Genomic DNA, 20,743 nt, shown 5'->3' on the forward strand with positions numbered 1-20,743 from the left:
ATTCGACCGACTGCGACCACCTGTGTGTGACGGTCGCACGAGCAAGTAGCGGTTAACTCACCGATACCACAACGTAACGTATGCCAACCCGTTCACGACGACGGTTCCTCGCGCTCGTCGGTGTGTCCGCGGTAGCGGGCTGTACCGGGAGCGCCTCGGACGCCGATCCGACGGCGACGGCGGGATCGGGGGTGACCGAGACGGCGACGGCCGGACGCACTGCCGGGACGGACGGGTCCCACACGGTGCCGACGGCTGCCGAACGGCTCGTCCTCCCGATGTCGAGGACGGCGCTCCGGGAGAACGCGATGTCTGGCGGGCCGCCGAAGGACGGCATCCCGTCGATCGACCGGCCGACGTTCGTCGGGCCGGCCGAGGCCGACTTTCTCGACCCGGGCGATCCGGTGTTCGGCGTCGTTCGCGACGGGGCGACGAAGGCGTACCCACAGAAGATCCTCGTTCAACACGAAATCATCAACGACGAACTCGGCGGGACGCCCGTCAGCGTCACCTACTGTCCTCTCACCGGAACCGTACAGGGCTTCGAACGCGGCGAGACGACCTTCGGCGTCTCGGGACGACTCATCAACGACAACCTCGTGATGTACGACCGGGCGACCGAGGCGTGGTGGCCACAGATGCTCGCGACCGCGATCCCCGGCCCGTGGAACGAGGACCCCGCGGCCGCGTCGCTCCGGGAGTTCCGCCTCGTCTGGACGACGTGGGAACGCTGGCGGCGCCACAACCCGGAGACGCGGGTCCTCTCGACGGACAACGAACACGCCAAAAACTACGCACGCGACCCGTACGGCGCCTACAATCCCCGGCGGGGCTACTACGAGAACGATCGGTTGCTGTTTCCACCCCTCCGCGTCGACGACAGGTTCGACAAGAAGACCGTCGTGATGGGGACCCGAACCGCGACGGGGGCGGCCGCGTTCCTGAAAGAGACGATCCGGAGCGAGAAACTCGTCCCGGGGTCGGTCGGCGACGCGTCCGTGCTCGCGGTGTACGATCCCCGCTACGACACGGCGTACGTCTACCGAACCCCCGAGGGGACGACCTACGAGTACGACGACGGGGCGGTGGTCGCGCCGGACGGGACGGGGCACGCACCGGACGCACTCCCGCTCGAACGCGTCCACACGTTCGACGCGATGTGGTTCGCGTGGGCCGGCTACTACCCCGACACGAACGTCTATGCCTGATCGTCGACGCGGGGTCGGGGGCGGTGCTACCGCCACGGCGACACGAACGGCGACGGCGCGGGCGCTCCGCAGGCGCGACGGTCGACTCGTCTTTCTCGCCGTCACGGCCGTGTATCTGGTGGGGTATCTCTGGGCAATCGGCCACCTCGCCCCCGGGCTCGGCGGCTACGACGTGTCGGTCGTCGAACGACCGCTCGAGCGGCTCTTTCAGCCGGAACTGGGACCGTTCGCCTACACGCCGATCGCACGGGTCGCGCTCGGCCCGGTGACGTATCTGTTCTCGCTCAACACCGTCATCGGCTTCGGGCTGGCGGGACTGGTCGGGTTGAACCTCTCGATGACGTACGTCGCCTGGCGGCGACCACGGTCCTGTGGAGTGGGTAGGTCGTCGACGGGCGTCGTCGCCAGCGTGCCGGCGTTGCTCTCGGGGACGGCCTGCTGTGGCCCGCTCCTCCTCGTCGTCCTCGGCCTCCAGGTGTCCGGAGTGCTGTTGACCGCGTTCCAGTTCCTGCTGCCGGTCGCGGGGCTGTTGCTCGTCGGCAGTCTCGTCCTCACGGCCCGTCGGTTCGACGGCTGAACGCCGGCTACGTCCGCGTCGACTCCGGTCAGCGGCGCTCGACCGGCGCCGAACACCGTAGACAGAGGACGTGGCCGGCGAACCAGTTCACGTCCGTCGCGTCGCAGTCCGGACAGCGGAAAGTGTCGTTGTCGTACTCGGTGGTGCCGCGGGGGGCGGCGAGGCGGCCGGCGTCGACGGTACGTGCCAGCAACGACGGGAACCGCCGTCGCTTGTACGACACACGTCGAGCGAGGAACTCGCCGGGACTCGACGGATCGGGGCCGTGGAGGTCCTCCCACTCGACCGCGATTTCGCCGTTCGCGGGACCCCGAGCAACCTGTTTGATCGGCGCGGCGGCGGCACGGAAAAGCGGGCTCGTCGCCACCCGGTGTGGATCGTCGACGGCCGAACCGGCCTCGCGGTAAGCGTCCTCGGCCTCGCGGTAGGCGTCCTCGACGCCGTCCATCCCGGCAACGACCCGGAAGTCGGCGGCGAACTCGTCGAGGCAGGCCCGCTGTGCCGGCGCGTCGAGCGCGGTCCGGAGGTCGCGCGCGACGGCGATGCCCTCGGCACCGCGACGGGAAGCGCGGGCGTCGCGACCGGCGACGCGGTACGCGGCCGCCGAGACGGCGAGCCACCGGAGCCCCTCGCCGACCCATCCCCGTTCGTCCGCGGCGAAGGGGTTCAGTCCGGATTCGGGCCGCGGATCGGCGAGGGACAGCCAGGCTGTCCGCGTGAACTCGTCGCCAGCCCGTTCTTCGGCCCGTTCCGACAGTGCGGCGACACCCGCGGCGATACGGTCGTCGGCGTCCGTCTCCATGCTGGGCGTACGGACCGGACGGGCACAAGGGCGTCGCCGGGGGACCCGGCCACGGCCGTGACGGTCACGGACGCGGCCGGGGCGGACGAGGGGCCGGACCGGTCACCGGACCCGCCGTCGTACGATACATATGCATCGGGCCGATATTGGGTGTATGGCCTCGAAACACGTCATCAACGGGCTCATCTCGACGCTCATCAGCGTCGGTGCCACGGTCGTGATCGCCGACGACGACGACGCCCCGTGGGGACTGCGCGACGTTGCGCTCGCCGTCGGCATCTCGGCGTTTCTCTCCGGGTACGTTACGAGCTACTTCGCCGAGCGGTGAGTGCGCCGAGTGATCGCGTGACGGGGAAGGAGCCGTCCGTTCCCGCCGTGTCCGTCGACGGCCTCCGCAAACGGTTCGGGAGCGGCCCGGACGCGGTGACCGCCGTCGACGGGGTCTCCTTCGACGTCGAACGGGGGTCGGTCGTCGGCCTCCTCGGGCCGAACGGGGCGGGAAAGACGACGCTCATCAAGTCCATCCTCGGTACGGTCCTGCCGGACACGGGCGCGGTACGCATCATGGGCGTCGACGTCCACGAGGCGCCGCGGGCGGCGTACGCCCACGTCGACGCGATGCTGGAGGGCGCGCGAAACGACTACTGGCGGCTCACCGTGCGGGAGAACCTCCGCTATTTCGCGACCGTCGGCGGCGTGGATCCGGACTCGGTCGCGGACCGTCACGACCGCCTGCTCGATCGCCTGGATCTGACCGACAAAGCTGACGAACCGGTGCGAAACCTCTCGCGGGGCATGAAACAGAAGGTGTCGCTGGCGAGCGTCCTCGCGGGCGGCGCGGACGTGGTCTTTCTCGACGAGCCGACGCTCGGACTGGACGTGGCGAGCGCCCGGACGTTCCGGGCCGAAGTCCGCCGGCTGGCCGCCGAGACGGGGCTGACGGTGCTGCTCAGCAGCCACGACATGGACGTCGTCGAGGCCGTCTGCGACCGGGTGATCGTCGTCGCCGACGGGCGGATCGTCGCCGACGACGCCCCCGGCGCGTTGCTCCGCGACGACGACCACCGCCTCCGGCTGGCGAGTCCGGCGTTCGACGACGACACCGTGAGGGCCCTCGGCGACCGAGTCGCCGTGACGCGGGTCGAACGTCTCGACGACGGCCGGATCGAGGTGACGGTGGACACCGAGGGACTGTACGCGCTCATGGACGCCCTCCGGCGACGCGACGTGCCGTTGACCGAGGTTCGAAGCGTCGACCCCGGACTCGACGACGTGTTGCTCGACCTCGTCGACGAAGCGGAGCGGGGGTCGGGAGCATGACCACGGCGCCGTCGGACGAACGGGCGGCGACCCGGGCGGGCTACGCCGCCCTCGCGCGGGCCGTGCTGTACCGGGAACTGCTCGTGTTCGTCCGCTATCCGGCCAACGCCGTCGGCGGCATCGTCGTCGCCGTCTTCTTTTTCGGCGTCCTGTTCTACGGCGGGCGGATGGTCGCCGGCCGCGCGCTCACGAACTCCATCGAGGGTATCGTCGTCGGCTACTTCCTCTGGACGCTCTCGGTCGGCGCTTACTCGTCCATCGCGAACGACATCGGGAGCGAGGTGCAGTGGGGGACGCTCGAACGTCACGTCACGACCCCGTTCGGCTTCACGCCCGTGGCGCTGCTGAAGGGGGTGGCGAAGCTCGTCCGGACCTTCCTCACCTCGGCGGTCGTCCTGGCGGTGATGCTCCTCCTGACCGGGACGACGCTCCACGTCGACGTCCCGACGGTGGTCGTCGTCGCCATGCTCGGTGTCGTCTCGGTGCTGGGGTGTGGCCTCGCCGCCGGGGGCGTCACCGTCCTGTACAAGCGGGTCGGCAACTGGCTGAACCTGCTGCAGTTCGGCCTGATCGTCCTCGTCTCGGCGCCGGCGTTCGACTTGGCGTGGACGCGAGCGCTCCCGCTGGTCCACGGGAGCGCCCTCCTCCAGCGGGCGATGGTCGATGGGGTCCGGCTTCTGGAGTTTCCGGCGGCCGACCTCGCGATCCTCGTCGGCGTCGCCGTCGCGTACCTCGGCCTCGGCTACCTCGTGTTCCGGTATACGACCCGGCGGGCGCGGCGCCTCGGCGTCCTCGGCGACTACTGAGCGGGCGTCGACGGCGTTCGCGACGCAGCTCCGGGAGACCTACGACTGCCCGCTCGATGCCGACACCCCTCCGGCGTTCGATCCGTACGGGCTCCGATAAACGGCTGGACTGGCGCGCGAGGCCTACTCGTCGCCGCCGTCGGTCAGGATCTCGACGTCGACGTCGCGTTCCGCCTCGAACTCCTCGGGCATCCAGTCGTCCTCGGCCTCGGCCTCGGCGTCCGCGCGTTCCTCCTCGGGTTCGGTCCACCAAGACGTTCGTTCGTGATGATGACACATGGTCACGTCACCCACGCGACCGTCGGGGTTCGACGCACAAAACGATTCCGCGGTGACACGTGGGGTCAGTCGTCGCCGGTCGCCTCGCTCGTGGCGCGTTCGACCGTCGCCGCCTCGTCGGTCCGGAGGTCCGAGACGAAGCCGAACAGGGCCTCGAAGTCGGCGACGCCCTCGCGGACGAGATACTGCACGTACCGGTGTTTCCGGTGGAACTCCGTCTCCACGTCCTCGACCTCGCGGTCGCTCGCGTCGGCCAGTCGGTGAAAGAGGCGGAACCCGAGCGACCGGTGGCCGTCGTCGAGGTGCGGGTGGGCGTAGTCGACGCGGAAGCGCCCGTCGGTGTCGCGGCGCGCGACGACGTTCCAGTAGAGGGTGCGGCCACCCTTCTCGACGGCGCCCGAGGGGAGCGTGCCGGCGTCGAGGGCCTCGTACTCGCGTTCGCTCAGGAGTTCGACCGCCTCGGCGACGTAGCGGTCGCCGTCGACGTGGTGGGGGAAGACGACGAGGTCGATCTCCCGCAGAAGATACGGGGCGAGTCCCTGTTCGATGACGCGGTTGATGAGCGTCTCGACGTCCTCGGCGTGGGTGGTGCCGATGACGCCGTGGCCCGTGTTGAGCGTCTCGCCGAACGTCTCGAAGGAGGCGGGTGTGTTGATCTCCGCGATCACCTCGACGTCGGGGTTGAGGTAGTTGGTCTCGGTCATCAGCCGGGCCATCGACACCCGCTTGTACTCGTTTTCGTGGTCCCGCGTCGTGAGGGAGATGCCCGTCTCGTGGGGGAGTCGCACCTCGCGGCTCCCCTCGTCGATGGAGACCGGTCGGTCGTCGTAGGGGACGAAGGGCATGTGGGCGTTCATGAGCGTCGTCTTGCCGACGCCGGTCGGCCCGGAGAAGAGGACGACGCCGTGGCTCTCGTAGAGCATCCAGAGGAGGGTGACCAGTTCCGTGGAGATGGCGTCGCGCTCGATCAGGTCGACGGGCGTCATGGGGTCGCCGGCCTGCTTGCGGATGGAGACGTGCGGGCCGTCCTCCGAGATGACCGGCAGGGCGACCGCACACCGGATCGTCTCCTCGACGCCCGGCGGTTCGAGGTTCACCTTCGCGCTCGGGCGACTCGCACTGAGTTCCGTCCCGTCGCTCGCCGCCAACTGGGTGACGACGTTGACGAAGGCCGTCTCGTCGTCGAAAGCGAGGTTCGTGGGGACGCGGCCGACGGGGAGTTCGTCGGCCCGGGGGATCACCTTCACCCGTTCGTCGACGCGGTTGGCCTCCACGTCCTCCAGCGACGGGTCGCGGATGGGGACGGTGAGCACGCCGTGGCCGACGTAGTCCCGGAGGACGTAGTAGACCAGGTCGTCGAGGCGGTCGGTGGCGTAGCGACTGTCGACCGGCGGGACGGCGAGGCCGTACTCCGCGAGGGCGGTCGTCAGCCGGTATTTCGTCGCCGCGACCCAAGCGCGGGTGTTCCGGGCGGTGAGCCGCCGGGAGAGGAACTCGCGGGCACGCTCCCGGACGAAGGCGTGGCGGTCCTCGACCACGTCCTCGACGTTCGCCTCCCAGATCCGTTCCTTGCACTCCTCGATGAGTTGTTCGTCGCCGGGGAGCAGGTCGGGTTCGAGGACGGCGTACTTCGTCGAGAACTGGTCGCTCCCGAGCAGGTGTTCGCGGTAGATCACCACGTCGACGTCGAAGCCGGCGAAGTCGACGGTGTACCGCCGGAGGCGCTCGCCGGCGACCCGGTCGACGAAGCGCGCGTCGGCATCGAAGTCGGTGTGAGCGGGGGCGTAGTCCTCGGTGTGGACCACCACCCGGTCGTCCGCCCGCCCGACGTCGACCACCTCGATCCGGTCGTCGAGCGCGAGCGGTGTCGACGCCCCGAGCAGGCGGAGTTCACAGAGCGCGTGGTAGGTGAGCCGGCGCCACGCGGCGGGCGAGGCGTCGATCAGGCGGTCGAGCGCCCGGCGGTACTTCGGCTCGAACCCCGCAGCGGCCCGCTCGGCGGCCCCCTCGCGGGTCAACGGCCGGCGACGGTTGACGACCGTGAAGTGCTCGCGGATGCGCTCCATCGCGGCCCGATCCTCGGGGCCGAGGCCGGGTTCGCGGACCGCGTAGGCGAACTCGTCGTCGGTTTCCCGGACCGTCGCCACGACGCCCGGGGAGACCTCGTACTGGTCGACCACGTCCGACGCGTACCACGCCTCGGCGTCGTCGGGGGGTCGCGGCGCGGGGACCGCGCCGTCGTCCGCGCCTCCGGTCGAGAGCGTCGGTCCGTCACTCATCACGCCACACCTCCGACGGGAGCGACATAGCCGTTGGTGCCTCGGTATCACGTATAATACTCGGGGCGCCCGTCGGAGGGAGGCGCCGACACGGCGACCGGGTTCAGGCGTCGTCCGTCGTCGGCCGACCGTCCCGGTGCCAGAGCGTCTCCAGCGGGGGGATCGACCGGATCTCGGCCTCGGTGAGCAACGGCCAGCGGATGCCCGACGGTTTCTGTCGTTCACCCTCGACCCGGTGGGTACGGGTCGGCGTGACCACGTGATCGACGACGGTGTCGTGGTCGGCGACCATCCCCGACGGGGCGTCCGCCTCGGGGAGCAACTGGACGTCGTGGACGGCGGCGACGACGAGGGTGTCCGCCGTCGCGAGACCCACCCGTCGCAGCATCGCCCACTCCAGGTCGAAGAAGCCGTGGCCCTTGCCCATCCGGAGTCCGTCCGGGGTCACGAAACTCCCCCCGGTGACCATGATGTCGAGCGACGGGTGGTCGGCTTCGAGCGTTTCGAGCGGGACCCGATCGGCGAAGCGGGTCATCCCGTCGAGCGTGGCCGCGAAGGCGGCCTGCCCGTCCGGGACGTCGGCCGGATCGAGCGAGAGGAAGCCACGCCGGATGCCGTAGGTGGGCATGAGGAAGGGTATCGACCGCTCGATCAGGCGTTCCCGGAGCGGGTCGAGGTTGTTGTCCGGCGTCACGAGCCACGTCCCGCAGTCGTGGTCGTCGGCGAGTTCGAGGAGCCGGTCGGCGCCCGTCTCGCTCCCCACGTAGTCGGCGATAAACTCGCCGAAGTCCCAGGCGAACCGCGAGTCGGGGCGTGCCACCTCGCGGAGCTGCGACCAGACCCGTTCGCGGACTTCGTTCCGGATCGACGGCTCGTCGATCATGTGCGGGACGCTCCGAACTCGCGGATCGTGACGCCGACGAGGTAGAGCCAGGCGAGCGTCGAGACGACGACGCAGGCCCCGAACAGGAGCGTGAACGTCGTCGGCGTCATCGGCGTCCCCCCGTCGCGTCGGCGGTCGGTCGAGCGGTACTCGTGTGACGTCGCGGCGGGCACGTACGGATCATGCTGTGGTTCGTGTCGGGGTCTGTGTGGGTCGGTCTCATTCGAGGCTCTCCAGGTCCGTCAGTTCGTCGAACGAGAAGTCCGCGGGGCGTGCGAGCATCCAGCCGACGGCGACGGCGTTGCTCACGAGCAGGGCGCCCGCGAACGAGTAGAGGTAGTTGGTGGCGAGGAACCACGGGACGCCGGCGACGATACCGAGGACGGCCGCGGTAAAGGCCGCCGTCCCGCCGAGCCGGGAGGTGTACAGGCCGATGAGGATCGGGCCGACCGTCGCGGACGCGAGCAGGTCCGCACGGAGCAACAGGAAGAGGACGCTCGGCCCCGTGGCGGCGATGGCGACGCCGACGACGGCGATGACGACCGTGAGGATCCGCGCGACCCGCAGGAGTTCGGGGCCGCTCCGGTCGGCGTCGAACAGCGGCACGACGTCCACGGCGAGGATGCTCACGATGGCCGACAGGGCGTTGTCGAGCGTGCTGGCGATCACCAGCAGGACGAGCACGACGAACACCAACTGCAGGCCCGTCCCGAAGGTGGCCTGCACGACCGTCGGCAGCGCGGCGGACGGCGACGCGAAATCCATCCCGAGACCGCTGGCGATGACGCCGTACAGGCCGGCGAGGATCGTCATGGGCACGACGGCGACGGTCGCACCGATCAACGAGAGGCGCAACGACCGGGCGTCGCGGGCCGCGTGGGCACGCTGCCAGAGCGACTGGTTGAGCATCTCCGCGCCGACGAGCGCGATGACGATGTAGACGGCAAACCGGACGCCGGCGGGGTTCGTCAGGCTGACGGCCGTCGGGTTCGTCGCCTGCATCCGCGTGAGGAGTTCCGCCGGCCCCCCCAGTTGGAACACGGCGACGACCGCCGTCCCGACGAGCAGCGGGACGAGCAGGAGGGTCTGGACGAGGTCGGTGAAGATGCTGGACAGGAGGCCACCCTGCACCGTATAGAGCATCACGACGCCGCCGACGAGGGTGAGCGTCACGAGCAACGGGACGCCGGCGATGGCCTGGATGGCCAGCGCGACGCCCGTGAGGTTCGCCGTCATCAGGATGAACATGTAAAACAGCGCGACGAACAGCGTGAGGAAGTACATCGGCCGCCCGTAGCGCGCCCGGGCGTACTCGACGACGGTGTGTCCCTGCGGCATCCGTTCGCGGATCTTCGGCGCGACGGTCAGATAGAGGACGAACGGCGTCGCGATGGCGACGCCGTAGCCGATCACCGCCGCGATACCGAGCCGGGCGCCGGATTCGGGGGGACTGAACAGCAGCCCCGATCCGGCGGCGTAGGCGATGAACGTCGCGAGACCCAGCGAGACGCCCGTCGACCCGCGGGCCGCGAGGAAGTCCTCGACGCCGTCGAGGTTCCGCCGTCCGTAGTAGACCCCGACCACCAGAAAAGACGCGAGCGTGAGTACCATGACGCCGACCGTGAGCGTGAATGTCGCCATTTACGTCGGTGGGTTCCGGCCGACGTACAAGAAAGCGACCACATATGCAAAATATGCTTGTATATCCGCCGAGATGTGGGATTTATACCGAACGTTCGTGTGTCTATCGGGAGAGGGGGGGCGCGACGCCGACCGAGGGGCGTTCCATCAGCGATCCGACGTGAGGCCGCCGTCGGCTTCGACCTCGGGGGGTGTGGCGCCGTCGCCGTCGCCGGCGTCGAGCGCCGCGTCAGTCGTGTCGTCGGCCCCGTCGACCGCCTCACCGTCCGCCCGCGCGTCCGCCTCGCCGTCCGTCCGTATGCCCGCTTCGTCGGGGTCGTCGAGTGCGACGTCGTCCGTCGCTACCACCACGTCGTCCATCGCGTCGGCCGTCTCGGTCGCTCCGTCGACTGTCTCCGTCGACAGTTCGAACGTCTCCAGCAGTTCCCGGAGGGCGTCGGCCTGGTCGGCCAGGTCGTCGACGCGGCCGGAGACGTCGTCGAGGGAGGCGGACTGCTCCCGGGCGGCCCCGGCGACGTCGGTGGCGCCGGTGGCGGTCTCCTGGCTCGTGGTCTCGATCTGTTCGACCATGGCGACGGTCTCCTCGGTCGAGGCGGCCTGCTGGTCGGTGGCGTCCGATATCTCCCGCATACCCTCGTCGGTCTCGTGGGCGAGTTCGGCGATGCGGTCGAGCGAGTCGATGGCGTCCTCGACGGTTTCGACGGCGTCGGCGACCTCCTCGGTGGTTTCGCGCATTCCCTCGACGGTGGCAGTGGTCTGTGTCTGGACGCCGTCGATGATCTCCTGGACGTCCGTCGCCTCGGCCTGGGCCTCCTCGGCCAGCGACTTCACCTCGTCGGCGACGACGGCGAAGCCCTCGGCGCCGTCGCCCGAGTGGGCGGCCTCGATGGACGCGTTGAGCGCGAGGAGGTTCGTGCGCTCGGCGATGTCGGAGATGGTGGCGACGATGTCGCCCATCCGCGCCATGCGGTCGTCGAGTTCGCGGAGTTGGTCCATCGTGTCGGTCGCCCGGGCCTCGATGGCGTCCATCCGGTCGAGGGCCTCGACGGCCGCCTCCTGTCCGTCGTCGCCCATCTCCGCGGTGCGGGTAGCCACCTCGGCGACGCTGTCGGCGGAGGCCGCGATCTCCTCGACCGTCGCGGAGAGGTCGCTCATCTCCGAGACGATCCGCTGGAGCTGATCCCGCTGTTCCTCGGCGTCGTCGGAGATCTCGTCGGTGGCGTCGCTGATCCGCTCGCTCGCCCGCGCCACTTCGTCGAGTTCGGTCGAGGTGTCGACGGTCCGCTTGGAGACGGTGTCGGCGAACGCGGACACCTCTCCGACGGTCCCCTCGATGTCGTCGAGCATCCGGTTGAACGAGCGCGCGATGGCGGCCATGGCCTCGCTTTCCTCGTCGGGATCGATCCGAACCGAGAGGTCCTTGTCGGCGGCCTCCGCCATCACGTCTCCGTACCGGTCGGCCGTCCGTTCGAGGTGGTCCGTCAGGGCCTCCAGCTCGCGGGTGTTCCGCCGGAGGTTGTCCGCCATCCGGTCGAGGGAGTCGCCGAACGACCCGGGGACCGACTCCGCGAGGACCGGCGCGTCGAACTCCTGCTCGGCGAGGGCGTCGGCCTGCGCGGAGATCGTCACGAGCGACGCGCGCATGTCGTCGAACGCGTCGACGAGGCTCCCGATCTCGTCGTCCTGATCGTGGCTCTCGATAGTGGCGTCGTCGATCTCGCCGGCGGCGATCGTCGTCGCCGCGTCCTCGAGCATCCGCACCGGGGCGACGAAGTCCCGACGAGCGATGAGCAGCGTGTTCACGAACGCGACGGCGGCGCCAGTGAGGAGGGCGACCGTCAGCGCCGTCCGAACGACGCCCGACAGGACGAAGGGGAGGACGGCGAGAACGATCGCGACACCGAACTGGATCGTCACCGCGGCGACGATCTTGCGCTCGATGGACTCGGTGATCCCGAGGACGTCCATCGTCCCCCACAGCGCTCGTCGATACTGGTCCATGAGCATATTCGGGGACTACATGCCTGATACATGAATCCACGGCGCCAATTATCAATTCGTAAGAATTGGAAGCCCAGCCGCGTCGGTCAAACGGGATTCGGGGTCTCACAGCTGGAAATTTGCCGGCCGTCGTCGAGCCCGTGGACAGGCTTTTGTCGGTCGAGTCGAAGGGCCGACGATGCGAGACGACGACAAACGCGCACGGAAGGGTGCATCAATGGGCGCGGCCGTCGGCGCGGTGATGGGCAGCCCGCTCGGCCCGGTCGGGGCCGGTATCGGCGCGGGCTTCGGCGGGGCGGGTGGCTACCTCGCCGGGACGGTCCGGGACCGCGTGGAATCGTGTTGTCCCTGCTCGAAGTAGGCGGGAACGGTCACGCGCCCCCGAGGTAGAGGTCCGCCACCTCGTCGCTTTCGAGAAGCTCCTCGCCGGATCCCTCGAACCGGTTTTCGCCCATGTCGAGGACGTACCCCCGGTCCGAGACGGCCAGCGCCTGGCGGGCGTTCTGTTCGACCATCAGGATGGCCGTGTCGGTCTCGTCGCGGATCTGCACCAGGCGCTCGAACATGTCGTCGACGAGGTCCGGCGCGAGGCCGGCGGAGGGTTCGTCCACGAGCAGGAGGTCGGGATCGATCATCAGCGCCGAGGAGAGCGCGAGCATCTGCTGTTGGCCGCCGGACATGGCGCTCGCCCGCATGTTCTCCCGCTCCTCGAGGAACGGGAACCGCTCCCAGACTTCCTCGAAGTCCGCGGGGTCGGGGTCGTCGATGTACGCGCCCATCTCGAGGTTCTCGCGCACCGTCAGCGTCGGGAAGATGTTCTCCCGCTGCGGGACGTAACACATGCCGCGCTCGGTGACCTGATCGGCCCGGAGGTCGGTGATGTCCTCGCCGTCGAAGGTGACCGTCCCCGCCCAGCAGTCGATGAGGCCGTAGGTGGCTTTCATCATCGTCGACTTGCCCGCGCCGTTCGGCCCGATGATGGTGACGATCTCGCGGTCCTCGACGTCGAGGTCGACGCCGTGGAGGATCTCCGCGTCGCCGTACCCCGACACCACGCCGCGGGCTTCGAGCAGCGCCATCGTCATCCCACCCCGAGGTAGGCGTCGATGACTGCCTCGTCGTTTCGGATCGCCTCGGGCTCCCCCTCGACGAGTTTCTTCCCCTCGTTCATCACGATGATCGTATCGGAGAGTTCCATGATCACTTCCATGTCGTGTTCGACGATACAGAACGTGTAGCCGTCCTCGCGGAGCGACTCGATGCGGGCCATCAGCTTCTCGGTGAGTGCAGGGTTGACGCCCGCGACGGGTTCGTCGAGCAGGATCACCCGCGGTTCGAGCATCAACACCCGCCCGAGCTCCAGCAGTTTGCGCTGGCCGCCCGAGAGGTTGCCCGCCGGTTCGTCCCGGAGGTGGTCGATCTCCAGCAGTTCGAGCGTCTCCTCGGCCCGTTCCCGGACCGCCGCCTCCTCCTCGGCGACGGCCCCGCGCCGGAACCAGGCGTTGGCGAGGTTCTCGCCGGCCTGCCCCTGGGGCGCCAGCATCAGGTTCTCCAGTGCGGTCATCTCGCCGAGTTCGCGGGTGAGCTGGAAGGTGCGGACCAACCCCTCGCGGGCCAGCATGTACGGGCGGCTGTTGGTGTGGCCGGGGCGGCGCTGGGTGACCCGCTGTTTGGCGAGGTAACCACCCGCGCCGAGCGCCGCGCCGGCGACGGTCGCCCCGGCGGCGGGGACGGCGCTCAGCCCGAGGGGGCCGAGGCCGACGACGCCGCCGAGGGCGCCGATCGTGAGCCCGCTGGCACCGCCCCAGATGACCGTCTCGTCCCGGTGGGGGCGCATGATCGTCTGCAGGTCGCGGCCGTCGTACCGGACCGTGCCGCCGTCGGGCTCGTAGAACCCGCTGACGAGGTTGAACGTGGTCGTCTTGCCCGCGCCGTTCGGCCCGATGAGTCCCGTGATCGACCCCTCGGCGATGTCGAAGGTGGCGCCGTCGACGGCGACGATGCCGCCGAAGGTCTTGCGCAGGTCCTCGACCTCGACGATGGCGTCGCTCATCCGTCCACCTCCGAGGTGGTCCCCTCCTCGCGCCCGAGCAGACCCTCCGGAACGTAGTAGAGGACGAGCAGGAAGAGGACGCCGACGACCACCAGCCGGAACGCCTGGATGTTGACGCGGACGGCGGGCGGGAAGAAGGAGGCGAGCTGTGTCGTCGCCTGCTGGAACGCCCAGAAGATGGCCGCCCCGAGGATCATCCCCTTGTTGTTGCCGGCGCCGCCCAGGAACATGATCAGCAGGGTGATGAACGTGATCCGGGGCGCGAAGGTGGTGAAGGTCAGCCCCTGGGCGTACATGGCCCAGAGGGCGCCCGCGAACCCGCCGAGCGCCGACCCCAGGACCATCGTCTGGACCTTGTAGACGAACGGGTCCTTGCCGAGGGACTTCACGACCGTCTCGTCGTTGCGGACCGCCCGCAGGACGCGGCCGAACGGCGACCTGACGGCGAGTTCCAGGACGTAGTACAGACCGGCGAGAAAGAGGACGAACGCGGCGAGTTGGAAGCGCGCGTAGTCGACGTTGACGGTCAGCTCGCCGACGAAGACCACCGCGTAGCCGATGCCCGTGTCGCCGCCGAAGCCGAGGAGCCAGACGACGTTTTGGACCAGCGTGTTGAGGGCGCCGCCGACGTCGCCGTCGCCGAGCGGGCCCAGGATCGGCAGCAGGAAGTACCACAGCGAGACGAACCAGAGCGACCCGACGCCGACGACGGTCAGTTTCACGTCGGCGAGCCAGTCGACCCGGGTCACGCCGAGGTAGTACGCGGCCACGAGCGCGCCGAGTAAGGCGAGCGTCAGGGCACTCTTGAGCCCGACGGCGTCGACGATGGGGAGCGGGAGGAGCGCGACCAGCAGGCCGGTCCCGAGCGCGATACCGACCGTCCACTCGCGGCGGGCCAGGTCGCCGTAGTAGTGGGAAACGGCCACCAGCGCCACGAACCACGTGTACAGCGAGACGACCGCCCCGAGGCTCAAGAGCGGGTCGACCGCCACCAGCAGGGCGAACGTGAGCAGGCCCGCGACGGCACCGGCCGTGGCGCTGACCGTCGTGGCCGAGCCGAGCGCGTCGGTCCGGCGGCGGAGCCGCGTCAGTCCGAACGTCGTCACGGCGTAGACGCCGTCGAGGGGGAGCCGCGAGTCCGTCTCGCGGAGGCGCCCGAGCGCGCCCGTGGCGACTCCCCAGACGATGGCGACGACGAGGCCGAACATCGCGGGGCCGATCAGCGTCTCCATCGCCAGCGGGAAGAGGTCCTGGAGCGGCGGGCTGTAGCCGCGGAGGGCGTCGGGGCCGTTCGCCAGCCACGTCTCGGACTGGATGATCCGCTGGAAGATGACCGAGACGCCGAGCACCGTGATGGCGAGGTAGTCCTCGCGTAGCCGGATCGTCGGCAGGGCGACCAGGCCGCCGATCACCCCGGCCAGGAGCGTCGCCGCGGCGATGGCGACCGGCCAGGTGCCGACCACGGGCACCTCGCCGAGGCCGATGACGTACGCGGTGAAGTCGGTGGGGTCGTCCGGTCCGAGGACGAACAGCGCCGCGGTGTACGCGCCGACGAGGTAGAAGCCGACGTGGCCGAAATCGAGCAGGCCGGTGTGGCCGTACTTGACGTTCAGGCCGAGCGAGAGGATGCCGTAGATGGACACCAGGAGCATAAAGGAGATGACGACGTCGGAGGCCGCCATCTCAGCTCCCCCCCACGATGCCTTCGGGTTTGACGAGCAACACGAGCAACAGGACGACGAACGCGACGGGGATGCGGTAGGTGGCGCTGAGCCCCGGGATGGCGAAGATGCCCACCTCCATCGCGAGGCCGACGACGTAGCTCCCGAGGATGGCGCCGTAGACGCTGATGCCGCCGAGGATCACGCCGGCGAACATCGCGAGCAGGAGGTTGAACCCGAGGTTGATCGTGATGGAGCTGAACAGGAAGCCGAGCATGACCCCGCCGATGGCCGCGAACAGTCCCGAGATGATCCAGACGGACATCATCACCTGTCGGGTGTTGATCCCGCGGACCATCGCGAGCGTGCGGTTGTCGCTCGTCGCCCGCATGGCCTTGCCGAGCGTCGTCGCCTGCAGGAGGTAGTGGAGGGCGGACATCATGAGCAAGGCGAGGACGACGATGCCGAGCCGCAGGGGCGAGGTACGGACGCGGGTGGCGGCGATGGACGTCTCCGGGATCGCGGTCCCGCCGCCCCAGAAGACCGCGCCGCCGAGGGCGAGGACGGCGAGCCCCGAGAGCGCGGCGGCGAGACGCGGCCCGACGACGCCGGCGGTGCCCCGGCGCCGGCGGTGGGCGGCGTAGGCGACTCCCGCCGTCGCGAGGCCGACGACCGCCAGTTCGAGCCACGAGTAGCTCAACACGAGCAGGGGTTCGACGGCGTCGCCGCGGCTCTCCATGATCGCGAGGGTGAGCCCGCCGTCCACCAGGAAGAAGTCGAAGAACTTCGCGAGGGTGAAATCGAGCGGGCCGCCGAGGAAGGGGACGGTCGTCTCGACGGTGTAAAACCGGATCTCGCCGCCGAAGATCGTCTGGATGCCGAACCGGACGACGAAGGCGACGGCGAGCGAGACGATGAGCATCAAGGCGAGTTCGACGTCCTTCTCGCGGAACTTACGGAAGATCAGCGATTCGAGCAGCGGAACGACGGCACCGAGCAGGACGAACGAGAAGAGCAGTGCGGCCTCGAAGGCGGGGGCGCCGAGCACCACGGCCGCGCCGACGGCGGCCGCGATACCCCCGTGGACCGCGAGCGCGACGCCGTCGGGGACGTCGACGCCCCACCAACTCCCCTTCAGCGCCCGGACGCCGCCGAGGTGATAGACGGTGCCGAGGACGCCGGCGGCCGACAGGACGAACAGGACCGCGGCGCCGGCGACGCCGACCTGCTGGGAACCGGTCGCCAGCAGGTCGAACAGCGGAACCGTATCCGGTTTGTTGACCAACAGTGCAGCGTACGCACCGAGCGTCAACAGGTCCCCGTGTGCGAAGTTGGGGACCTCGGCGATGTCGTACACGAGCGCGAGTCCGGTCGCGCCGAGGGCGACGATGCTGCCGGTGACGACGCCCGTTACGATGGCGTTCAGCAGTCCCGTCTCGGCGGCCATACGTCGGAATGACATAGCACGGTTAATATCGTTTGGGTGTCACTGGCGCGGCGGCCTGGGGCCGCCGGCTCCGGATCGGCCGCCCGCCCCGACACCGCGCTCCCGAGGCGTTCGATCCTGTTACGGATTCCCACAATCTTTTGTCGGGGACATGACGATACGTCTAACATATCGGATCACCGGTGGGATAGACGGACACGGTGGACGGAATAGACGGCCGTACGTACATATTTTTCGCCCACTGTCCCATACATTTGTGTACAAACGAGCAATAGATTAATTTATGTAAAGTAATAACACGGCGCACGCAATGTCAGACCACAGTCGACGTGACGTCCTCAGGGGGCTCGGTGCGACCGGGACGGTCGGCATCGTCTCGCTCGCTGGGTGTTCACAGCAGGACGGCGACGGCGGGAGCACGGCGACGCCGACGGAGACCGAGGGGGGCATGGACGGCGACGACGGCGGGATGGAGGAGACGGAGACCGAGTCGGAGTCCGGCGGTGGCGGCGGCGAACCCATCGCCCTCGGCTCCATCTTCCCGATCACGGGGACGAACAGCGCCTACGGCGGCGGCCACCAGCAGGCGTTCAACCTCGCGGTCGAGGAGATCAACGGCTCCGGCGGCGTCCTCGGTGGCCGGGAGATCACGCCGGTCAACCGCGACACCGAGGGGAGCCCGTCGCGCGCGGCCCAGAAGTTCCGGACGATGATCAACCAGGAGGGCATCGTCGGTCTCGTGGGACCGTACTCCAGCGGGATCGGGACGACGCTGGCTCCCATCGCCCGTGACAACCAAGTGATGGAGGTCTCCAACGGCAACACCTCGCCCGCCCTGGCGACCGCGGGCGTCAACGAGAGCAACGGCGTCAAATACTACGGCCGGACCTCGCCAAACGACGTCCAGCAGGCGCTCGTGATGGCGCGGGTGCTGAACCAGTCCATCGAAGCCGAGACGGCCTCCTTCCTCTACGTCGACAACCCCTACGGACAGGGGTTGGCGGAGGCCGCGAGCGAGAACTTCGAGGGCGAGACGCTGAACATGGTCGGCTACTCCCAGCAGACCAGCGACTACACGTCCACCCTGGACTCGGTGTTCGACGGCGATCCCGACGCGATCGGCGCGGTCATGTACCCCGGCGGCGGGCGGACGATCCTCCAGCAGTGGAACCAAGGCGGCTACGGCGGCGAGTGGGTCGGTGCCGAGGCGATCCTGTCGCCCGAACTCCTCTCGGACCTCTCGGAGATCGTCGAGGGGATGTACATCACCTCGCCCCAGACCGCGAACAGCGAGACGTTCCAGGAGAACATGGGTGGCGAGGGGAACATCACGCAGTTCGCCCCCCACGCCTACGACGCGACGTACCTCATGGGCTTCGCGCTGGAGGCCGCGGGGGAGGCCAGCGGCACGGGCATCGCCGAGAACATCCGGGCCGTCTCCCGCCCCAACGACGGCGACACCACCGTCTCGGTCGCGGAGTTCGGGGCCGGGAAGGACGCGCTGGGGAACGACGAGGCCATCGACTACAACGGCGCCTCCGGCTCGGTCGACCTGAACGAGAACCTCGAACCGGTCGTCCCCTACCGCATCCTGCAGGTCCAGAGCGGCGAGGCCGAGGTGGTCGAGGAGGTGCCGCTGTCGTACTTCGAGGGTCGGATCTGAGCCGACCGGACGTAGGCCCCGGCCGCCCGGCGCACTTAACGGGCCGACGCCACTACCCCGGGACGTGAACGTGGAGATCGAGACGCGATGGCACCCCTCGACGAAGCTGAACGCCATCGGCGCGGCGCTGGATTTCACGAGCGTCGATCCGCTCCCCGAGAACGTCACCCGCGACCAGGTCGAGGAGTACTGCTACACGCTCGAACAGCTGTACGGCTCCTACGTGGACGAACTGGTCGCGGAGACGACGCTCTCCCGCCGGGAAGCCCAGACGTGGGTGTTGCGGAACCTCGTCTACGAGGGCGCCGACCGCCTCTCGTTCGAGGCCATCGGCCTCTACGTCTGGGCGATCGGTCGCTCGGCCGAGGGCGACCCGCTCTCGCGGACCATCGTCGACGGCTACCACGAGCGGGCCGTCGAGAAGGTCGAGGCCGCCGAGGCGACGATCAAGCGGGCCGAACCGCCGCCGTACCCCGACGACCTCTACGCGGAGCCGACGATGCTGTGGGTCGAAGGCGAGGTAGCCGAGCGCCTCGCGCGCCGGCTCGGCCCGGCGGAGGGGTACAGCGACGCGCTCGAACGGCTCCTCGACGAGACGGTCGACGCCGTCCCACTGGAGTCCCTGCTCGAACGGCTCCGGGCGGCCGGCGCGACCCACGTCGGCGTCCGGACCGTCAATCCGGGGTGGGACCGCGAGCTGCCGATATCGGTCCACGGCCCGGAGTCGATGGACCTCGACGTCGAGGCGACGGCGGTCCGCGTCGACGACACGCCGTACCCGTTCGGGATCGAACGTCGCCCGGCCGACGCCGGGACCGACTCGTTGCTTACCCTGTTCGCGGCCGACGACGGGTCGGTCACGCCCGCGACGGGCGTCGACCGACTCCGGCGGGCACTGGAGCGGGTCGAGGCGACGCTACCGGACCTCGTCGAGCGGGCGCGGACGGCGGGCGTGACGGCCCTCGCCGTCGCGGACGAACCGGTGGGAGCCGGCGCGGGGCTGCTTGCCGTCGGGACGGCCGAGGACCCCTTCCCGGATCTGGACCGGTTGGTCCTCGACGACCGCACGCTCGCCGTCGGGGCGGTGACGACGCTGACGGCCGCGGAGTACGCGGACCGCGAGGGGACGACGCTCCTGTGGACGGCCCCCGACGCCGCCCTCGACGAACGGCGGGAGCTCCCCGACGATCCGGCCGCGCGCCGCGAACGGTTCCCGACGGCGGTGTTGCACACCGACTGAGACGGAGTATCGTTCCCGTTTCCCGGGGTTCGCTGGACCGTCCCGGCGAACCACCGGTAACGACCCAAACGCTATGAACCGGTGGCTTATTCGGCTCGACATCCCTTGGGCGAGTATGGACGACGAGATCAGGCCCGAGGACGTCGAGTCGCTGCTCGAGAGCGACGAGCGGCCGCGAGTGATCGACATCCGTTCGCCGGGGCAGTTCGCGCGCGGGCACATCCCGGACAGCGAGAACGTCCCGTTCGGGGAACTGCCGGACCGAATCGAGGAGTTCGCCGACGCCGACCGCATCGTCACCGTCTGTCCCCACGGGAAGGCGAGCGTCCAAGCCGCACGCCTCATCGCGTCCTACGAGGGAACGGCGGACGCACGCGTCGAGAGCATGGCCGGCGGCCTCGAGGCGTGGGAGGGACCGCTGGAGACGGACGACCGGGAGACCGACGGCGAGACGCCGGACTCGCCGTTCTGATCGGGGCGGAAAAGGAGTGCGCTCGACGAGCGGACTAGCCGCCGATCACGCGACGTTGAACCCTTTGTCGCGGAGGAAGTCCTCCACGCGGCCGAGATGGTTCCCCTGGAGTTCGATGGACCCGTCCTCGACGGTGCCGCCACAGGCGAACTTGGACTTCAGGTCCGACGACAGGCTGTCCATGTCGACGTCTTTCGGATCGAACCCCTCGATGATCGTTACCTCCTTTCCGTAGCGGCGCTCGTCGATGCGGATGTTGATCTCCTGAGACTCCTTGGCCACGTCCTCGCAGACGCAGAGTTCCTCAGGGAGCCCGCACGTCGAGCAGACTTCCGACATTACAGGGTAAAGCTACTGGGTGGGACTATTAAACAGTGTCGGGACCGGTCACGACGGCCGGTCGAGCGGTCG

The 20,743-nt window shown here is 69.2% G+C and carries 21 protein-coding genes; 9 read left to right on the top strand and 12 right to left on the bottom strand.

Annotated features, from left to right (window positions below):
* The first annotated feature begins 80 nt into the window (after positions 1-80).
* Both EI982_RS10185 and EI982_RS10190 read left to right on the top strand, forming a co-directional pair.
* Positions 81-1,208 carry a DUF3179 domain-containing protein gene (locus tag EI982_RS10185; protein ID WP_157689601.1) on the top strand — a complete coding sequence of 376 codons (1,128 nt, stop codon included), beginning with the start codon at positions 81-83 and terminating at the stop codon, positions 1,206-1,208.
* Positions 1,201-1,785, top strand: a complete 585-nt coding sequence (locus EI982_RS10190; protein WP_199243589.1) for a hypothetical protein — start codon at positions 1,201-1,203, stop codon at positions 1,783-1,785. Before EI982_RS10185 ends, EI982_RS10190 begins: the two co-directional genes overlap by 8 nt.
* A 28-nt stretch (positions 1,786-1,813) precedes the next feature.
* Here EI982_RS10190 and EI982_RS10195 read toward each other — a convergent pair whose 3' ends face one another.
* Positions 1,814-2,587, bottom strand: coding sequence for a hypothetical protein (locus EI982_RS10195; RefSeq protein ID WP_157689602.1), 774 nt, complete (start codon positions 2,585-2,587; stop codon positions 1,814-1,816).
* Positions 2,588-2,741: 154 nt separating this feature from the next.
* On the opposite strand from EI982_RS10195, the gene EI982_RS18400 reads away from it, so the two are divergent.
* From EI982_RS18400 to EI982_RS10205, 3 genes are read left to right on the top strand one after another with little or no spacing between them, the layout of a single operon-like run.
* Complete coding sequence (locus EI982_RS18400; RefSeq protein WP_199243590.1) at positions 2,742-2,915, top strand: hypothetical protein; 174 nt, start codon at positions 2,742-2,744, stop codon at positions 2,913-2,915.
* Complete coding sequence (locus EI982_RS10200; protein WP_199243591.1) at positions 2,912-3,907, top strand: ABC transporter ATP-binding protein; 996 nt, start codon at positions 2,912-2,914, stop codon at positions 3,905-3,907. The genes EI982_RS18400 and EI982_RS10200 overlap by 4 nt, the downstream gene beginning before the upstream one ends.
* The gene (locus tag EI982_RS10205) at positions 3,904-4,713 is read left to right on the top strand and encodes an ABC transporter permease (protein ID WP_157689604.1); all 810 of its coding nucleotides are present in this window, start codon (positions 3,904-3,906) and stop codon (positions 4,711-4,713) included. Before EI982_RS10200 ends, EI982_RS10205 begins: the two co-directional genes overlap by 4 nt.
* A gap of 123 nt (positions 4,714-4,836) precedes the next feature.
* Here EI982_RS10205 and EI982_RS10210 read toward each other — a convergent pair whose 3' ends face one another.
* The 6 genes from EI982_RS10210 to EI982_RS10235 form a co-directional block, all read right to left on the bottom strand.
* On the bottom strand, positions 4,837-4,992 hold the full coding sequence (locus EI982_RS10210; RefSeq protein ID WP_157689605.1) for a hypothetical protein: 156 nt from the start codon (positions 4,990-4,992) through the stop codon (positions 4,837-4,839).
* 65 nt (positions 4,993-5,057) lie between these two features.
* Positions 5,058-7,271, bottom strand: a complete 2,214-nt coding sequence (locus EI982_RS10215; protein WP_157689606.1) for a type II/IV secretion system ATPase subunit — start codon at positions 7,269-7,271, stop codon at positions 5,058-5,060.
* 103 nt (positions 7,272-7,374) lie between these two features.
* Positions 7,375-8,154, bottom strand: a complete 780-nt coding sequence (locus tag EI982_RS10220) for a 5-formyltetrahydrofolate cyclo-ligase (RefSeq protein ID WP_157689607.1) — start codon at positions 8,152-8,154, stop codon at positions 7,375-7,377.
* Complete coding sequence (locus tag EI982_RS10225; protein ID WP_157689608.1) at positions 8,151-8,327, bottom strand: hypothetical protein; 177 nt, start codon at positions 8,325-8,327, stop codon at positions 8,151-8,153. Before EI982_RS10225 ends, EI982_RS10220 begins: the two co-directional genes overlap by 4 nt.
* 46 nt (positions 8,328-8,373) lie before the next feature.
* The gene (locus EI982_RS10230) at positions 8,374-9,795 is read right to left on the bottom strand and encodes a sodium:solute symporter family transporter (RefSeq protein WP_157689609.1); all 1,422 of its coding nucleotides are present in this window, start codon (positions 9,793-9,795) and stop codon (positions 8,374-8,376) included.
* A 147-nt stretch (positions 9,796-9,942) separates the two neighbouring features.
* On the bottom strand, positions 9,943-11,802 hold the full coding sequence (locus tag EI982_RS10235; RefSeq protein ID WP_157689610.1) for a methyl-accepting chemotaxis protein: 1,860 nt from the start codon (positions 11,800-11,802) through the stop codon (positions 9,943-9,945).
* A 172-nt stretch (positions 11,803-11,974) separates the two neighbouring features.
* On the opposite strand from EI982_RS10235, the gene EI982_RS10240 reads away from it, so the two are divergent.
* Entirely contained in the window at positions 11,975-12,157 is a 183-nt protein-coding gene (locus EI982_RS10240) for a YMGG-like glycine zipper-containing protein (protein ID WP_157689611.1), read from the top strand.
* A 10-nt stretch (positions 12,158-12,167) separates the two neighbouring features.
* On the opposite strand, the gene EI982_RS10245 is transcribed toward EI982_RS10240, so the two are convergent.
* From EI982_RS10245 to EI982_RS19170, 4 genes are read right to left on the bottom strand one after another with little or no spacing between them, the layout of a single operon-like run.
* Positions 12,168-12,875: an ABC transporter ATP-binding protein gene (locus EI982_RS10245; RefSeq protein ID WP_157689612.1), complete on the bottom strand. Its 708-nt coding sequence runs from the start codon at positions 12,873-12,875 to the stop codon at positions 12,168-12,170.
* Between the two features lie 2 nt (positions 12,876-12,877).
* The gene (locus tag EI982_RS10250; RefSeq protein WP_157689613.1) at positions 12,878-13,849 is read right to left on the bottom strand and encodes an ABC transporter ATP-binding protein; all 972 of its coding nucleotides are present in this window, start codon (positions 13,847-13,849) and stop codon (positions 12,878-12,880) included.
* Entirely contained in the window at positions 13,846-15,531 is a 1,686-nt protein-coding gene (locus EI982_RS10255) for a branched-chain amino acid ABC transporter permease (RefSeq protein ID WP_157689614.1), read from the bottom strand. The genes EI982_RS10250 and EI982_RS10255 overlap by 4 nt, the downstream gene beginning before the upstream one ends.
* A 1-nt stretch (position 15,532) precedes the next feature.
* Positions 15,533-16,957, bottom strand: coding sequence for a branched-chain amino acid ABC transporter permease (locus EI982_RS19170; protein ID WP_157689615.1), 1,425 nt, complete (start codon positions 16,955-16,957; stop codon positions 15,533-15,535).
* A gap of 310 nt (positions 16,958-17,267) precedes the next feature.
* On the opposite strand from EI982_RS19170, the gene EI982_RS10265 reads away from it, so the two are divergent.
* From EI982_RS10265 to EI982_RS10275, 3 genes are all read left to right on the top strand, one after another.
* Positions 17,268-18,620: an ABC transporter substrate-binding protein gene (locus tag EI982_RS10265; protein ID WP_157689616.1), complete on the top strand. Its 1,353-nt coding sequence runs from the start codon at positions 17,268-17,270 to the stop codon at positions 18,618-18,620.
* 64 nt (positions 18,621-18,684) lie between these two features.
* On the top strand, positions 18,685-19,860 hold the full coding sequence (locus EI982_RS10270) for a serine/threonine-protein kinase (protein WP_157689617.1): 1,176 nt from the start codon (positions 18,685-18,687) through the stop codon (positions 19,858-19,860).
* A 115-nt stretch (positions 19,861-19,975) separates the two neighbouring features.
* Complete coding sequence (locus EI982_RS10275) at positions 19,976-20,332, top strand: rhodanese-like domain-containing protein (protein WP_157689618.1); 357 nt, start codon at positions 19,976-19,978, stop codon at positions 20,330-20,332.
* A 45-nt stretch (positions 20,333-20,377) separates the two neighbouring features.
* Here EI982_RS10275 and yciH read toward each other — a convergent pair whose 3' ends face one another.
* Complete coding sequence (gene yciH, locus EI982_RS10280) at positions 20,378-20,671, bottom strand: stress response translation initiation inhibitor YciH (protein WP_049935096.1); 294 nt, start codon at positions 20,669-20,671, stop codon at positions 20,378-20,380.
* Positions 20,672-20,743 lie beyond the last annotated feature (72 nt).

The sequence above is a fragment of the Haloplanus salinarum genome (assembly GCF_009762275.1).
Classification (GTDB): domain Archaea; phylum Halobacteriota; class Halobacteria; order Halobacteriales; family Haloferacaceae; genus Haloplanus; species Haloplanus salinarum.

Excerpts from the sequence above, each read along its gene's own strand:
- EI982_RS19170 (WP_157689615.1), bottom strand. The coding sequence starts at position 16,957 with ATGGCCGCCGAGACGGGACTGCTGAACGCCATCGTAACGGGCGTCGTC.
- EI982_RS10205 (WP_157689604.1), top strand. The coding sequence starts at position 3,904 with ATGACCACGGCGCCGTCGGACGAACGGGCGGCGACCCGGGCGGGCTAC.
- EI982_RS10230 (WP_157689609.1), bottom strand. The coding sequence starts at position 9,795 with ATGGCGACATTCACGCTCACGGTCGGCGTCATGGTACTCACGCTCGCG.
- EI982_RS10240 (WP_157689611.1), top strand. The coding sequence starts at position 11,975 with ATGCGAGACGACGACAAACGCGCACGGAAGGGTGCATCAATGGGCGCG.
- yciH (WP_049935096.1), bottom strand. The coding sequence starts at position 20,671 with ATGTCGGAAGTCTGCTCGACGTGCGGGCTCCCTGAGGAACTCTGCGTC.
- EI982_RS10185 (WP_157689601.1), top strand. The coding sequence starts at position 81 with ATGCCAACCCGTTCACGACGACGGTTCCTCGCGCTCGTCGGTGTGTCC.
- EI982_RS10195 (WP_157689602.1), bottom strand. The coding sequence starts at position 2,587 with ATGGAGACGGACGCCGACGACCGTATCGCCGCGGGTGTCGCCGCACTG.
- EI982_RS10190 (WP_199243589.1), top strand. The coding sequence starts at position 1,201 with ATGCCTGATCGTCGACGCGGGGTCGGGGGCGGTGCTACCGCCACGGCG.
- EI982_RS18400 (WP_199243590.1), top strand. The coding sequence starts at position 2,742 with ATGGCCTCGAAACACGTCATCAACGGGCTCATCTCGACGCTCATCAGC.
- EI982_RS10265 (WP_157689616.1), top strand. The coding sequence starts at position 17,268 with ATGTCAGACCACAGTCGACGTGACGTCCTCAGGGGGCTCGGTGCGACC.
- EI982_RS10215 (WP_157689606.1), bottom strand. The coding sequence starts at position 7,271 with ATGAGTGACGGACCGACGCTCTCGACCGGAGGCGCGGACGACGGCGCG.
- EI982_RS10210 (WP_157689605.1), bottom strand. The coding sequence starts at position 4,992 with ATGTGTCATCATCACGAACGAACGTCTTGGTGGACCGAACCCGAGGAG.
- EI982_RS10275 (WP_157689618.1), top strand. The coding sequence starts at position 19,976 with ATGGACGACGAGATCAGGCCCGAGGACGTCGAGTCGCTGCTCGAGAGC.
- EI982_RS10220 (WP_157689607.1), bottom strand. The coding sequence starts at position 8,154 with ATGATCGACGAGCCGTCGATCCGGAACGAAGTCCGCGAACGGGTCTGG.
- EI982_RS10250 (WP_157689613.1), bottom strand. The coding sequence starts at position 13,849 with ATGAGCGACGCCATCGTCGAGGTCGAGGACCTGCGCAAGACCTTCGGC.
- EI982_RS10255 (WP_157689614.1), bottom strand. The coding sequence starts at position 15,531 with ATGGCGGCCTCCGACGTCGTCATCTCCTTTATGCTCCTGGTGTCCATC.
- EI982_RS10235 (WP_157689610.1), bottom strand. The coding sequence starts at position 11,802 with ATGCTCATGGACCAGTATCGACGAGCGCTGTGGGGGACGATGGACGTC.
- EI982_RS10245 (WP_157689612.1), bottom strand. The coding sequence starts at position 12,875 with ATGGCGCTGCTCGAAGCCCGCGGCGTGGTGTCGGGGTACGGCGACGCG.